9 protein-coding genes and 1 tRNA gene are annotated in these 15,380 nt (G+C 57.3%); 6 read left to right on the top strand and 4 right to left on the bottom strand.

Annotated features, from left to right (window positions below; genetic code table 11):
• The 4 genes from VFA09_07650 to VFA09_07635 form a co-directional block, all read right to left on the bottom strand.
• On the bottom strand, positions 1-3,236 hold a 3,236-nt coding region (locus VFA09_07650; protein ID HZU67136.1), incomplete at its 3' end, for a hypothetical protein.
• Between the two features lie 490 nt (positions 3,237-3,726).
• Positions 3,727-3,798: transfer RNA gene (locus VFA09_07645), tRNA-Lys, on the bottom strand.
• 213 nt (positions 3,799-4,011) lie between these two features.
• Entirely contained in the window at positions 4,012-4,944 is a 933-nt protein-coding gene (locus VFA09_07640) for an acetamidase/formamidase family protein (protein HZU67135.1), read from the bottom strand.
• Positions 4,945-4,956: 12 nt separating this feature from the next.
• Positions 4,957-6,405, bottom strand: a complete 1,449-nt coding sequence (locus tag VFA09_07635) for an amino acid permease (GenBank protein ID HZU67134.1) — start codon at positions 6,403-6,405, stop codon at positions 4,957-4,959.
• An 849-nt stretch (positions 6,406-7,254) separates the two neighbouring features.
• Between VFA09_07635 and VFA09_07630 the strand changes: the two genes are divergently transcribed.
• The 6 genes from VFA09_07630 to VFA09_07605 all read left to right on the top strand — a co-directional run bounded on the left by VFA09_07630 (position 7,255) and on the right by VFA09_07605 (position 15,259).
• Positions 7,255-9,519, top strand: coding sequence for a protein kinase (locus tag VFA09_07630; GenBank protein ID HZU67133.1), 2,265 nt, complete (start codon positions 7,255-7,257; stop codon positions 9,517-9,519).
• Positions 9,516-10,493 (top strand): tRNA (adenosine(37)-N6)-dimethylallyltransferase MiaA, encoded by a 978-nt coding sequence (gene miaA / locus VFA09_07625; GenBank protein ID HZU67132.1) that lies wholly within the window; start codon positions 9,516-9,518, stop codon positions 10,491-10,493. Before VFA09_07630 ends, miaA begins: the two co-directional genes overlap by 4 nt.
• 40 nt (positions 10,494-10,533) lie before the next feature.
• Positions 10,534-11,889 carry a GAF domain-containing sensor histidine kinase gene (locus tag VFA09_07620; GenBank protein ID HZU67131.1) on the top strand — a complete coding sequence of 452 codons (1,356 nt, stop codon included), beginning with the start codon at positions 10,534-10,536 and terminating at the stop codon, positions 11,887-11,889.
• Positions 11,886-12,662, top strand: coding sequence for a response regulator transcription factor (locus VFA09_07615; GenBank protein HZU67130.1), 777 nt, complete (start codon positions 11,886-11,888; stop codon positions 12,660-12,662). Before VFA09_07620 ends, VFA09_07615 begins: the two co-directional genes overlap by 4 nt.
• A gap of 85 nt (positions 12,663-12,747) precedes the next feature.
• Positions 12,748-13,509, top strand: coding sequence for an LppX_LprAFG lipoprotein (locus VFA09_07610; protein HZU67129.1), 762 nt, complete (start codon positions 12,748-12,750; stop codon positions 13,507-13,509).
• Positions 13,510-13,537: 28 nt separating this feature from the next.
• Entirely contained in the window at positions 13,538-15,259 is a 1,722-nt protein-coding gene (locus VFA09_07605) for an MFS transporter (protein ID HZU67128.1), read from the top strand.
• The last annotated feature ends 121 nt before the right edge of the window (positions 15,260-15,380 follow it).

Raw genomic sequence — 15,380 nt, 5'->3', positions numbered from 1 at the left:
CAGCGCGTCGTCGTAGGTGGCAGTGCCCCCAGGCGCCTTGCCAGTATAGTCCTGCCAGCGGCAGGGGTGGGATTATTAGTGCCCGGGTGTTCATCATAGGTGGTGGACTGGCACAGCCACTTGTTGCCGGCGGCATCATCGACTTCGCTGTGGGTGACGGTATCGACCGTGTAGTAGGTCCAGCCACCCTGGCCGTTGTTATTGTTGACGGTATAGCTCCAGGTCTCGGTCAGCGGATAGAGCTGAGTAGGAGGCGCGCTGGGCAGGTTGGAGCCTTTGATGACCTCCTGAGTCAGGTTGTGATAGGTGTTGTTGGTGTTGAGGCCATTGTTGTAGTCGTCGTAGGTATAGTCATGTTCGATCCAGGGGGCATTGCTGGTGCTGTTGCCATCGAATTCGGTGGTGACACTACTGAGGAGTGCGATGGTGCAAGCATCGTAGGGATTCCAGCTGGAGGGAGGGCCGCTCACACAGGCATTGGAGGTGGTGGGATAGGTGTTGATGGTCTGGCTCAGCAGGCTCGAGGACTGGTAGGTGGCTTGCTGGTAGACTTCATAGCGTTGCGGTTGCCCGGCGTTGTAGTTGTTGGGGTCGGTCATCGAGCTGTTCCAGCCGGCGGTACTGAAGTAGTAGCCAATGGAGAGGTCTTGCGACGGGGAGAGCTGCCATACTTGAGCAAAGCCACGGAACTCGGCATGGAAATAGTCACCCCAATCCTCCCCGCCCTCATTGAGGCTGCTCAACCAGTTGTCGCCGACACAATCCTTCTCCTGGCCGTACTGATCCTGGTAGCAGAGGGGACCGTGTTGATCCCATTGGGCATTCGTATAGGCCAGCCGGTAGTAATTGAACTGCGTGGTGGCCGGAGCCAGCGCCGAACTATCCTGGCCGGAGGAGGTGATCTGGGTCACGACCTGCGTACTCCAGGCGCGGTCATCGGGGTGGGCATAGTGGCCGGTACATTGATACTGCGATTGATTGTTGCGGTTGTTGTAACAATAGAGCGCATCATAGCGATCGTCCTTGACCTGGCCGTTCACGATATAGGTAGGTGTGCCATCACTGTTGTTGTAGGCAGGCGCGTAGCTGATCTGTTCGCCGATGCCGGTATCGAGGTCCTGGTAGGCGGTCAGATATTGCCAGGAGGTACTGGAGCTAATGGGTTGATTATTGTGGTTCAGATTGGAGGGGTCATAGTAGGTATTGGTGAGGACGCCCGATTGCCCAGGCGCGGGACTATAGCTGAAGGTGATCGACTGCAGAGGATGAGGCGTGCCACTTTGAAAGACGACCGGCTGGATCGCGGTCAGCACATGCTCGCCGGCGCAGTAGCCATTCTCCAGGGAAACCGGGTCGGTACAGAACTGAAACGGCGTATCCGTGTAGGAAAAGTTATAGGCATAGGCGGCGTTACTACTGGAACCGTCGGTGTTCAGATAGCTGGTGATGCCGGTCAAGCTGAAGGTGCCCATGACGGTGGGAGGAGTAAAGGGATTGGAACCGGTATACTGAACAGGGTCGTCACAGCGCACGGTGGTATTTTTTGGAGGAGTACCATTGCAATTATAATTGGTCCCATAATGCGTGGCCCACGGAGCGTCGTCGAACTGAGCGCGGTAGGTGAAGTCGATGGTCCCGGCCATATTGCCATAGGTGATCGTTTTGAGATCGGTGCTGATGCCATAGGTGATCTGTTTGATGACGGCATCGCGCACAGTGGTCGAAGCGCCGCAAGGCGGCGCGCTGCCGGAGCAGTCCTGCAGGTAGGAGACCTGGATCATCTTGTAGATCGAGTTGGGACCCTCGTTGGGGGCCACGATGCGGTCGACGTTCCAGGCATAGTTATCGCGCTGGCCGTTGTTGATAGAATATTCCAGCGAGTCGGGAGTACAGCCCAGTTCGTAGAAGGTGCCGGACTTGTCCCACACATCGAAGCAGGGCTGCCCATTGGCGGACACCTGCTGGATGCGCAGATAGGAGAGATGCTCGGTGTAGTAGAGCTTGTTGGTGCTATCATAGAGCAGCATGCGATCACCGACATTGTCGATGCCGTTGAGGAAATACCAGGTGGTGCCATTGGGGTAAACATCGGCGGTGATCGAGCCCAGTCCGAGTGCCCAGCCATCGCCGGCGTCATCGGCCGGCGAGGTGGCATTATGCCGGTCATTGGGGCCGATACTGGAGTAGGTCAGCGTCAGTTGGGGAGCGAAGCCGCCACTGCCGGGGGCCACCTGCAAGGGATAGCTGTAGGAGAGCTGGCCGTTGTTGCCCTGCACCTCGGCCTCGTGCGGAATCGGCGCCATCTGATTCTGCGGGTCGCCGCCCAGGCTGAACGGGCCAGGACCCAATACAGTACTCTGAGCGGAGAGCCTGCGGGTCTGCGAATCATTGTGCATGAGAATCGTGAGCTCAGCGGTGGATTGGTGCGCCTGGCGTGCGGCAGCAATCAGACCGGGCCAGCTCAGCAGGATAGAGGCGGCGTCGAGATTCAACGCCTCGAACTCACCCGGTTGGTAGTGGTAGAGCAGAGTCGCGGGGGTGGTGAGGGTGATGCCGCTCACGACATGGCCTGTGCTATCAACGATCTGGGCGCTATAGGAGCCGAGCAGGTTGAGCATACTCTCGAAGTGGCCATACGCCTGGCGTAGTTGGAGGGTCAGTGAGCCGTGTGGGGCCTTGCCGCCGGGGATGCTGGCGTGGGAGAGATCGAGCGAACCCGGTTGCAGGATCAGTTCGAGCCGCCCGTCGCTGCCATGCAGGTCGAGGGCCGTAGTGCCTTTTGCTCCATGGAGGAAGGCAGGGCTGAGGACCTGGTTGATAGGCGACATGGTAGCCGGTTCGGCAGACGAGGAGGGCGTGAATGGCTGGCCGGGCCTGGAATGTTTGGGTGGCTGCGGATAGGGCGAGGGTGGGCCGCTATGCGGCGGAGTGCTATGGGGTCCTTGCTTGAGATACTTCGCGAAGGTGAGGCTTGGCGGGGTACTGCGCACGGGAACGCTGGCCGCCGCGGAGGCAGGTTTGATCAGCAGGCTCCACTGGCTCAGCACGCCGGCCAGCACCAGCAAGGTGAGCAGGCAGCTCAAGACCAGCTGCCGCAAGGCAGAACGACGCCCTCTTCTTGAGGCGGAAACATGACGAACAAGGTGAAGATGAACAGGATGTATGGAGGAAAGATGCCGGGCCATCGATGAATCCTCGCTTTCTAACGAGCCTGCTTTCCTGATCGTGGCAGGCAAAAAGATAGCTCCACCGGGTTCGCATGCGAACCAGCATGACGTGAGATCCCAAAATTAAGTGGCCTCCCTGGCTCATGAAGCAGGTGCAGGACACAATCGGGAGCACGGTAAAACGAGCACAACGATTCTGATGCAGACGGATAGGTCCGATGCACTCGGTGTACAAGTCGTCGAAAAAGGCACACGATTCCTGTGAGTGCTGGCATCAGCAGGCGGCAAAACGCAGGCTCAGCATGAGCAAGCACCTATGTTCAGATCAGTAGGTAATGAAATAGACCAATCTCCGGCTAGCAACGCGAGAGCAACAAGACGTACAGAGGCTCGCACTACGAGAACGATTGCGAGTAGATGCCGCCTCCAACCCCCTCCTGGCAGGAGATCGGCATAGTCTATGGATGACCTATATAAGCAGCACTTTTATACTGAAGACGGAGTTGCCCCTACAAGACGTTGTTTTGTAGGGGCAACTCCGTTGCATCAAATGAAAGGGTGGGCTGCCAGAGAGTCGAACTCTGAACCTAGCGATTAAGAGTCGCTTGCTCTGCCATTGAGCTAGCAGCCCATTTGCTGACGTGGGAAAGAATATCATATTAGCTTTCCCACGTCAAGCGATTTTACTGTGGTGATTACTTATAAGCGGGCGAGAGATGCTTCGTGGCCCTCAGCATGACAGGCCGGCCTGTCATGCTGAGGGCCACGAAGCATCTCTCGCTCAGGGCATGTCATGCTGAGCCACCTCAGCTGAGCCGCCCGACTTCTGAGGAATCACCAAATTTCACTCAAAAATGTCCAATGGCAAAAACGCCGAGATCAACCAGTTGGGCGCGTCGACGACCTCGCTCACGCGCAGGTCAACTGTGATACTGCACAGGGCGTAGGCCTCGTGGGGCGTCAGATCATAGTGTTTGACCAGGTGGCTGATCATGTGACGCGTAGCCTGCTGGGCCGCTACGAAGAGGTCGGGGCTGTGTCCGGTCGTCACGTAGTAGCCCTTTTTGTTGGCCTTTTCGACAGCTGAGCCGGGGGTTGAATATTGCAGTTCAGGGATGCTCTCGCCTTTGTGCAGGCCGAAACGCACGGTGACGATCATGGGCCCTTCGATGGCCGTGCCGCAAACTTCGCCGTCACCCTGCGCGGCATGTGTATCGCCCAGCGAGAAGAGCGCGGTAGGATGCAGGACGGGCAGGTAGAGCTTCGAGCCTTTCACAAGCTGCTTGATGTCGATGTTGCCACCGTTGAGACGGGGAGGGATGGTATCGAGCGAGCCGGGTTCGGCGGGCGCAACGCCCATGACGCCACAGAAAGGCTCCAGGGGAATGCGGATGTTGGGCTTGAAATAGGCATGGTCGCCATCCAGCTCCCAGACCTTCAAATATGGTTCTGTAAAGTCATCGGCCAGTAGCCCAAAACCAGGAATGATGCCGGTCCAGCCCCATTCTTTGGGTTGAATATCCAGCACCTCTACCTCTAAGGTATCGCCCGGTTCGGCCCCTACTACTGCCACGGGACCGGTCAGAGGATGGATGACGCTGAAATCCAGGTTTGCCAGCGCATCGACACTGCTGCCCGGCCTGATCTGGCGATCCGATGCCTCTTTGGTCTCCAGTTCGACGATGTCTCCCGGTTCGACCGTGACAAGGGGCGCAATGGTGTTATCCCAGCGGCAGTGCGTATGCTCCTGGGTAAGCCGGTATTTAATGTCCATCATGATTAGTACTCCTTATTCTTCCAGGTACACTTTGTTGCTTGCTTCCAGGGACCTGGGAGCGCCGATGCTTAAGAATGTGACGATCACCAGGCCCAGCACGAACCAGGCGGCGCAGATCGGCCCGGCCAGGTTGAGCGGAAACTGGGGCGCGGGATAAAACTGCGCGATGATGGGGAAGATCAGCACGATGAACGGTATCACGGGCACCACTATATGGCGCACGACGTTGAACTCGTTGCGGCGTTCGCGTGAGTAGAAGAACGGTACAGACAGGCACGCGGCCATGTAAACCACCAGGATCAGGATGGTGATGATGGTTCCCAGCAGCGCGAAGGCGGTTCCCGGCCCATAAACGAAGCCAGGCCACAAGGTGAACACCACGCCGACAATCATGGTGAAGATGATCGCTATGTCGGGGGTGCGGAAGCGAGTGTTGATATGGGCGAGAGGGCCTGGCAGCGTGCGCACGCGGCCCATGGCATATAGGACGCGAGTAGCGGCATTGACGCCGGCGTTGGAATTTGCCAGCGCGCTATTGAGGATGGCAAGAATGGCAATGAACGAGAATGGCCCCCAGACCTTCGCGGCCAGCGTGCCCCAGGGATTGGCGTTGGTTGGGTAAGTGGAGATATTGTTCAATCCCCAACCGACCATGCCGGCATAGGAGCAAAACACGTAGAAAATGCCGATAACGATTGCTGCCGACAGGATGGCGCGCGGTACGGTACGGCGTGGATTATGCGCCTCTTCCGCCAGTGGCGCGGACGATTCAAAGCCGGCGAATGCCAGGAACGCGAAGATCATGCCGTGCAGGATGCCTTGCCAGCTTCCGAGCACCGGCCCTTTTTCCAGGCTGGAAGCCGGATTGAAGGTCGCGGCTGTATTGGCGCTGCCGGCGGAGACGATCAGCCAGATGGAGAGCAATACGAAGACGCCAATTTCGATTGCGCCCAGGATCACGCCGGCATCCGCGGAGACGCGAATACCGAAGTAGGTGAGAACAAACACGATCACCGCGAAGATCATCGCCCATACTGCCCAGCCGACGGTGCCAAAGGTGAAGTGGAAATACTGCTGCACAAAGGCATCCGCTACAGGCCCCAACACGAGCAATTGCAGGGGCACGATCAGCAGGTAGGTGAGGCTGAACAACCAGCCGGTCATCCACCCGGCCTGCGGCCCAAGGCTGCGGCTGACATAGGTGAAGAACCCACCGGCGGATGGCAGGTGTTTTGCCAGCGCGCCGATGTTTAACGCGATCAGGGAACAGACGAGCAGGGCAATCAGCACGGCCAGAGGCAGTGCGCCGCCGGTAAAAATCACCGCCGCTCCCAGGCTGAACGATACGGCGGAAGCGGGGGCCATGGTGGTAATCGATTGGAATAAAACGCCAGGAAGACCAATCGCATTAGGACGCAGGGTTGTTTGTTCTGAAGATGAGGATGAGGACTCGACTGCCATATGGTTGCTCCTTTGGATAGAACCAGACGACATCATTACGAGAGGAAACTACAAGGGACAACGCTACAGGACGACCTACGAGATGATAACGGGGATGTCCTGCCCTGGGGGCAAGAAGGCTGTACCCCGTTTATCTAGAACATACCTACGGACACGGGTTACAAGGGACAAACCCATTGATATATTTCTAATGATAAGAATTTATGAGCATATTGCAAGGGATGCGCTTCACATAAACAAAATATTACCCTTGTTGCGTTTGTCCATAAGGATTGAGATCGACTGATGAATTTTGACAACAGAATGAGGAAATCCATTCGTGTCATTCGTGAGCGCCAGGATCATGTCATTCTGAGCACCTGGATCATGTCATGCTGAGCGCAGCGAAGAATCTTGGCGCTCACGAATGCAGATTCTTCGCTGCGCTCAGCATGACATGACTCGCTGATACTTCTCGGTAGTGCTTGTGAAAATTCATGCATTCATTACCAGGCTCAAGGCGGTCATTTAGAATAGCCTGTTAAGAACATCTGTCTGCTCTATGCGAGCAAATGTATGTAGCGAGTCGTTCATGTTTATATTTTTCAATAATCAACGCGGAATTACGTTATAATAAATGTATGCCCGAGCGTATCGCCATACAAGTCCCTGGATTGTGTCATGCTCAAGTGGAAGGAGCCTTCACAAAAACAGGACTTCTATCTAGCGCGCCTTGTATGCTATACTGAAGGGCAATCTTGAGAGAGACGAGGGACTACCATCATCAGCCGGCATAATGGTAATGACAATACAAGCACGCAGACGGGGCAACTGGACCCGCGTACCCTGCTGCATAGGCGCTATGTCATCATGCGGACAATCGGGCATGGCGGCATGGCGGCGGTCTACCAGGCGCGCGATACGAAGGCGAAAGACCCGCGGAACAACCTGTGTGCCATCAAAGAAATGAGCCTTTCAAACGTACAGGAGAACGAGAAGGCGCAGGCAATCCAGAATTTCCTGGCCGAGGCGAGAATCCTGTCGCGTTTGAATCATCCCAACCTGCCCGCCTTTACCGATTTCTTCACCGAGGGTTCGCGTCACTTCCTGGTGATGGAGTATATCGATGGCAATACGCTGGAGAATCTACTGGAGCAGAATGGCGGCCCCTTTTCGGAACGGCGCGTGCTGGGATGGGCGCGGCAACTTTGCGATGTACTGGAATACCTGCATAGCCAGCAGCCGCCGGTGATTTTCCGCGATATGAAGCCCGGCAATATCATGTTGACGCGCAGCGGGCGCATCAAGCTGATCGATTTCGGCATCGCGCGTCTCTTCCGCGCCAGCAGCTCGCAGGATACACAACTGTTGGGAACGCCTGGATTCGCGCCGCCTGAACAGTATGGCAGCGCGCAGACTGATGTGCGTTCAGATATCTACTCGCTGGCGATGACGCTGTTCCAGCTGATGACCTACCAGTTGCCGGACAGTGGTTTCGGGCTGAGCAACGTGCATCAAAAATTCCCGCAGATATCCCCGCCGGTCGCGCGCGCGCTGGAGAAAGCCACGGCCTTGCGACCGGAAGATCGTTACGAAAGCATCGTGGTCTTCCGGCGCGCCCTGCTGGGGGTAGGCACCTTCCATTTTGAGACCGGCAGCGAGGCCACGACGCCCGAAGAGCTGGCCGAGCTGTGCGCGCACTTCCCGGAAGAGGCGGCGGAGTACCTGTTTGATGGCGAGATCGAGTCCTGGCTGCAAGAGATAGGGGCGACGGAACTGGCGCGTACTGCCCGGCGCATTCGCTCGACCATCGGCGATCCCGAAATGGCCGTCAACCGCTTCCTGCAGGCTGTGATGGGGCCGAGCGCGCATACACGCACACAATCGGGCATGCAGGCCCTCGACAATGGTCAGACGCTGGCCACAAGCACAAGATCGCGCATCACGCTGCCCGGCACGCGCGGGAGCCGTGGGGGTAGGTCGCGCGAGCCAGGAAACGATGTCATCGTGCGGCCCAAAACGATTGATTTCGGGCAGGTCTATCCGGGGCTGTCGGCGCCAATATTGCTTACAATCGCGGGAGACCGGGGCGCGCTGGTCAGTGGAACAATTCGTCCCGTGGAATCCTGGATTATTATCGACACGAGCAGCTTCGACGGCATGAGCACGCCTGTTCGCGTGCGCGTCGATACCACACGCCTGCGTGGTTCGACGCACTATACAGGAACGATCAACATTATCCCGGCCAACAGCGAGCGAGAGATTCCCGTCACGGTAGAGGTAGATGTTCTGGGCTATACAACGAACACGACAACGGTACGCGGTAGAGGAGCGCAGGCACAGGGTTCGCTACCGGAGGAAGACGATGATATGCTGGATTCCACGGTGGTTACAGGCAGAAGTGCCGCGAAAATGGCGCCCCAGGCGACGATGCAGGCGAACGCCCCTTACGCGAGCGCGAGAGACAGCGAGTATAAGACAAAATTTGGGCTGCCCGGTAGTGGCGGGTGGGAGCCGTTGAAAGCATCGACACGGCAACGTGCCGGGATGGGCTATGGCCTGACATTTGCTATGGCCTTTATGAGCGCGGCATTCTTCTACCTGTTCCTGGCGCATCTTCCGCCGCTGGCGCATGTATCGTTCCTGCCGCCCAGCGCGTGGTTCGGGATAATTTTGCTCGGATTGGTGCCGTTCACGACGCTGGGAGCAATTATTGCCAACTGGAAACGCACCTGGAATACCTTCGAAACGCTGAATCGTGCCTGTACAGGCCTGGCGCTGGCGCTGGCGGCATTGGGTTTAAGCCAGGGCGCCTGGCAAATGCTGGCATTTCCGGCGGCGCCGCCCCTGCAACTCTTCATCATGCTGCTCGTCGCGGCCCTTGGAGCCACGGTTGGTACGGCTCCGCGCGTAAGCAATCGTATCTTTAAGATCGTAATATTGGCCACGCGGCTCGTGCGGCGCTTAATTATGGCGTTTGCGGTTGTTATCGGAGCGGCGCTTGGGCTGGCGCTGGCGAACGGCCTTACCTATGGCCTGATCTCAATCTTTTTGATCGCGCTCGGCATAGCTGTGGTCGTACTGCTGGTACGGCGCGCCGATATGCTGATCGCGCAGAACTATTCCATTCCATGAGTATGATATCCCCGGAGGCGGACGACCACAAAGATTCCCACTCCACCCCAATTTCGCCCCCGCCCCTACAAGACCTGGTTGTTATACTTGGGCCAACGGCGTCGGGCAAAAGCGGGCTGGGCATAGCCCTGGCGCGGCGTTTTGATGGCGAGATTGTCTCTGCCGATTCGCGCCAGGTTTATCGCGGACTCGATATTGGCACCGCCAAGGTGACGCCTGAAGAACGCGCGCTTGTGCCCCACCATTTGCTGGATGTTGCCGATCCGCGCGAGATCTATACCGTTTCACAGTTTCAGCAGCAGGCTAACGCCGCCATTGCTAATATCGTCGCACGAGGTCATCAACCGTTCCTCGTCGGTGGCTCGCCGCATTACATTCAGGCTGTGGTTGACCACCTGGATATTCCCCCTGTGCCACCGCAGCCGGAACTGCGGGCGCAACTCGAGTCGCGACCATTGCCTGATCTGCTGGCACAATTGGAGGAGCTTGACCCGCGAAGCGCCGCTACAATCGACCGCCGCAACCCGCGCCGGGTCATTCGCGCGCTCGAGGTCTGCCTGATCACGGGCAAACCCTTCTCCCAGCAAAGGGCGATATCCGCGCCCCTCTATCGCTCGCTGCTGCTGGGTATCGAGTGGCCGAGGGATATCCTCTACCAGCGTATCGATGCTCGCGTGGATGAACGCATGCGGCAGGGTATGGTGCAGGAGGTGGGCGATCTGCTTGCGCAAGGCGTAAGTCACGAGCGTCTTGAAGCGCTGGGATTGGAGTATCGCTTTATCAGCCGCCTGTTACGGGGAGAATATGCGAGCGAAGATGAAATGGTGCAGCGCCTGAAATATGCTATTCACGATTTTACCAGGCGCCAGCTGACCTGGTTTCGTCGCGATACGAGGATTGTCTGGGTGGCAAATGGGGATGAGGAAGAGGCGGCAGTACTGGTCAGCAGGTTTCTTGAAAGCCCTCACGTGTGATGCCCTTGCGGTCGTTCTGGGTGAGTTATACAATAGGAGCATGGCTACTCAACCAGAAGACATCACGGCACAAAGAGATTCTTCATCACCACAGGTTGACGCTCCTGAACAGCAGGAAACGATGACTTCGCTGCTGCGCGGCAATCGCGACCTTGCGATTCTTTATGCCATTGCCGGTCACTTGAATCGCAAGGTCGATGTGCATGAAGCCTTGCAGGAAGTATTGGCGCAGGTTACCAAATTGCTCGGCTTGCAGACGGGTTGGGTCTGGCTGCTGGATGAGGCAGGCTCGCCCTATCTTGCCGCTGCCCAGGCTCTTCCACCGTATCTCGCGGATCACCCGGAGCGCATGACCGGATTTTGCCTGTGCCTTGATACATTTCTGGCAGGCGACCTGGAGGGGGCGGCCAATATCAACGTCCTGCGCTGCAGCCGCTTGAAAAATGCCGAGCGCGATAAGGACCCCTCTTCGTTGGGACTGCGCTTCCATGCCAGCATCCCCATCTACGCGGGCGATACTCCCATTGGTGTTCTGAATGTTGCCAGTGAAGACTGGCGCGAACTGGCGGAGGAAGAGCTGCAATTGCTACACATCATTGGAGACCAGATTGGCCTTGCCATCCAGCGCGCTCGCCTTTCCGCCGAACATACACGGTCCGCCGCGCGCCTGGCGACTATCGAGGAACGCAACCGGCTGGCGCGCGAGATTCATGACACGCTCGCCCAGGGGTTGGCTGCAATTACGCTGCAACTTGAAACCGCCGATCTGCTGGTAACGTCGCGGCCAGAACGAGCGCACGAGGCTATCCTGCGCGCCCTGGCGCTGGCCCGCCAGAACCTTGAGGAGGCCCGGCGATCCGTTATTGACCTGCGGGCAGCTCCACTGCAAGGGCATACGTTGTCCGAAGCGCTGGCAGCGCTGGCGCGGGAAACTGCCATACCGGGCATCGAGGTCGAATATCGCTCAATACCGGCCAGTGATTTTCCTATGCTGCCGCCGCGCCTGGAAGCCGGTATCTACCGCGTCGCCCAGGAAGCGCTCTCCAACGCCTATAAACATGCTGGCGCGCAGCATATATCGCTCGCGCTCAGCATCGAGGACGATGAACTCTGCCTGTATGTTCAGGATGATGGCCGCGGCTTCAATCCCGACGAGGTGACGTCATCTTCCGGCGAAGGCGAGTCAGGGAATCATTTTGGCCTGACGGGTATGAGCGAGCGGGTGAAGTTGCTTGGGGGAGTGCTGTGTATCCAGAGCGAGCCAGGCGCGGGCACCTGCATCGCCGCCTGCGTGCCGCTGGGAGTTGGTACTGATCCGTCCTACCAGCGCCGCTCGTCCGCGGACGGTGCTTCGCACTCAGGTAAGACGAAAGGAGAAGGAGCGAGTTCACAATGATTCGCATCTTGCTTGCCGACGATCACCCTATTGTGCGCGAAGGATTACGCGCTGTCCTGGAGACGCAGCCGGACTTCGAGGTAATCGGCACGCCACAACAGGCGGCTGACGGCGAAGAAGCCCTGCGCCTGTCGCTCGAACTGCAGCCCGATATTCTCCTGCTCGACCTGGAAATGCCGGTCATCGATGGCGTCGAGACGATTCGTCGTTTGCGGCAGCGCGTCAGGCAACAGAGCGCGCAGGGGCGGCAAAAAACCGCCCCTCGTATCATCGTCTTCACGGCTTTTGATAACGATGAGCGTATCATCTCGGCTCTGGAAGCGGGGGCCGATGGCTACCTGCTCAAGGGCGCGCCCCGCGAAGATATCTTCAATGCCATTCGCGTCACTATGCAGGGTGGCTCGCTGCTACAGCCGGTGGTCGCCTCGAAACTCTTGAGGCATATGGGGCAACACAGGGGCGCCGGTAATTTCAACAGGACACCGGGCGCGATTCAGAGCGGAACGGGCGACCATAGTAGAGAATCGATGGATCGCGCTCGTGGTCGTCCCTACGAGGATATTCCTTTCGAGGCGCTTACCGAGCGCGAACTTGAGGTGCTGGCGCTGCTGGCGCAGGGGATGCCTAATAAAGAAATCGCGGTTCGTTTGACGATCAGCGAGCGGACGGCCAAATTTCATGTCAGTTCTATTATGGGCAAGCTGGGTGCCACCAATCGTACTGAGGCCGTCTCATTAGCCGCGCAGCGAGGATTGATCAGGCTGAGTTCATAATACTGGTTTTTACTAGAATAGAACCTTGCCTCTCTTCCAAACGTTTCCTAAAATAGAGCCTGTTTGCACTATAAAGGAGCTATTCATGCATAGACGGCAGATTTCTTCACAAAATAGACCGGCAAAACAGCTGCGCCCGGCATATTATATACCTGGTCTCGCGATCCTGTTCATGCTCGTACTGGCAGCCTGTGGAGGGGGTAGTGGTTCATCGACGCCGGATGTTCATACGCTGATTAAAAATTCGCAGGCCGCGATTCAGAAAGTCAAATCATATCACTTCAATCTTGCGATCCAGAATCCCGGTACCGGCGGTGCGCTGCCAATTCAGAGCGCTGATGGCGATATAGTGGTGCCTGATAAGCTGCATGCCAATGCGAAAGCGCTGGTAGCCGGTTCGGTCGTGCCGGTGGAGATCATCGCCATCGGCAGCCAGCAATACATTAATTTGCTGGGCATCTGGCAGCCCACTACGAATCTGCTCGATCCTCGCACGCTTTCGGACCCGCAGACGGGCGTTTCCGCGATTATAGGCCATATTCAGAACCCGACAACACCTACATCATCGCAGGTTGATGGCAAGGATTGCTGGAGTTTCAACGGAAAACTCGATCCTAAATATCTCGCGGGTATCACGGGGGGGGGCGCGCCCGCGGGAACGCTTGACGATGTAACCACCTGCATCGGCAAGAGCGACAACCTTCCCTATCAGATCATTATAAAAGGAGTGGCAGCGCAGGGCGATACAGCTAAGACCGTTCGCACCCTGAAACTTTCAAAGTTTAACGAGCAAATCACTATTTCGCCACCGCCGGGTGTTTTCCGAGTACCAGCGCCGATAGCGTAGGAAAACCATACAAGGAGAGAATAGAGATATGCAGCGCCTCGCATTACAACGTGATAGCGCACTGCTGGCATTGCTGGCGGCATGTAGCGCTGTTTTTCTCACCGCTCTCGATCAAACGGTTGTCGTGACCGCTTTGCCCAGCATCATTGCTGATCTGCAAATTTCCACGACGCAGCTGGATCGCGCGGCGTGGATTATTACCGGCTACCTGCTCGGCTATCTGATTGCGATGCCGCTCATGGGTCGCATTTCAGACATCTATGGACGGCGGCGTGTGTTTCTTATCTGCCTGGGCATCTTTGGCTTCGGCTCGCTCTTCTGCGGTCTTGCTCCCATACTTGGGGACAATATCGATATCAGCTTCTTGCAGCACATCGGCATCAATGTTGCCGCGCCGGGTGATTTTAGCGATCCCAACATGCTTACACCGGGTCTGGTATGGCTGGTCGCGGCGCGTTTTGTGCAGGCGGCGGGTGGAGGAGCCATCATCCCTATCGCTATGGCGGTGGCAGGCGATTATTACGGCGAAAAGCAGCGCAGCCTGGCGCTGGGTCTGATCGGTATGGTGACCGAAACAGGCGGCGTGTTGGGGCCGCTCTATGGCTCGGTTATCGTGCAGAACTGGGGCTGGCAGGCTATCTTTTACATCAACCTGCCGATTGTATTTGTTTTGATGATTGCGATCTGGTTGTTTGTTCCCGCCGGGACGTACCGGGTAGGGGTGGGAGGTGTGGCGGATGGGGAGCCATCCGCGGTGGCCGAGGGCGGAGCAAGCTCCCCTGCCCCTACTGGGGCCGCGAGAGTTGGCAGGGGGCGCGTTCGTATCGATTGGTTGGGCGCACTGCTGCTTGGAGCCTCGTTGATCTGCCTGAGCCTGGGGTTATCGCAAGAAGCGATCACATCTACGACCGGTATAACAGGCACGGCGAGCAACCAGGCTCCAATAGAGAACAATCCTGTCCTTATTGGTATCGCTCTATTGTTGCTGGCAATCTTCATTGTGTTGGAAGTGATGATAGAGCGTCGTAACTTGCCCCTCATCGAACTCTCGCTTTTCAAACGCGCAACTTTTTCCGCTTCCTCGCTGGTGAGTTTACTGGTGGGGGCCGCGCTGATTATCGCTATGGTCGATATTCCTTTATTCGTCGCGACGGTGCTGGGAGGAGGCCCTATCGATAGCGGCCTTGCCTTGCTGCGGCTCACGGTTATGATTCCTATAGGTGCTATAATAGGTGGGTGGCTGTGTGGGCGCATAACCTGCCGGTTGACCGCCATAGTGGGATTGATTCCGGCGGCTCTGGGTTTCTGGTTGATGCACCTCTGGCCGGCCAATGTGGGCTGGCTGCAGATTACCACCAGCACGGTTATCTGCGGTCTGGGTTTTGGGCTGGTTATCGCGCCGATCAGCACGACCGCTATCAACGCGGCCAACAAGCGGCAGATGGGCATGGCCTCATCGACGGTGACGGTTCTGCGTATGGTAGGCATGATTCTAGGCCTCGCGGCGCTCACTTCCTGGGGGTTGGGCAAATTCCACGATCTGCTGGTTGCATTCCGGCCCCCGCCGGGAACGACCGTACTCAGCCCGGCCTATACGACCGCGTATCTGAAATATGTGACCTTCGCGGCACACGAGGTGTTTACCTCTATCTTCCTGGCCGCCGGTATTGTGTGTCTTATTGCAATTGTGCCCGCCTTTCTTATGGAGGGAAGAAAGTCTTCCCCGTATGAATTGATAAGGCGCGGTTGAAATACCTGATGAACAAAGTTGGCCGTGTCATTCTGAGCGCAGCGAAGAATCCCGGCGACCCGAGGCACAGATTCTTCGCTGCGCTCAGAATGACACGATCTGGGGCCTGTCATTCTAAGCG

Source organism: Ktedonobacteraceae bacterium (genome assembly GCA_035653615.1).
In the GTDB taxonomy this organism is placed as follows: Bacteria; Chloroflexota; Ktedonobacteria; order Ktedonobacterales; family Ktedonobacteraceae; genus DASRBN01.
This window is presented reverse-complemented; position numbering and strand designations above follow the sequence as displayed.

Coding starts and splice junctions, on each gene's coding strand:
- VFA09_07640 (HZU67135.1), bottom strand. CDS start 4,944: ATGATGGACATTAAATACCGGCTTACCCAGGAGCATACGCACTGCCGC.
- VFA09_07635 (HZU67134.1), bottom strand. CDS start 6,405: ATGGCAGTCGAGTCCTCATCCTCATCTTCAGAACAAACAACCCTGCGT.
- VFA09_07630 (HZU67133.1), top strand. CDS start 7,255: ATGCGGACAATCGGGCATGGCGGCATGGCGGCGGTCTACCAGGCGCGC.
- miaA (HZU67132.1), top strand. CDS start 9,516: ATGAGTATGATATCCCCGGAGGCGGACGACCACAAAGATTCCCACTCC.
- VFA09_07620 (HZU67131.1), top strand. CDS start 10,534: ATGGCTACTCAACCAGAAGACATCACGGCACAAAGAGATTCTTCATCA.
- VFA09_07615 (HZU67130.1), top strand. CDS start 11,886: ATGATTCGCATCTTGCTTGCCGACGATCACCCTATTGTGCGCGAAGGA.
- VFA09_07610 (HZU67129.1), top strand. CDS start 12,748: ATGCATAGACGGCAGATTTCTTCACAAAATAGACCGGCAAAACAGCTG.
- VFA09_07605 (HZU67128.1), top strand. CDS start 13,538: ATGCAGCGCCTCGCATTACAACGTGATAGCGCACTGCTGGCATTGCTG.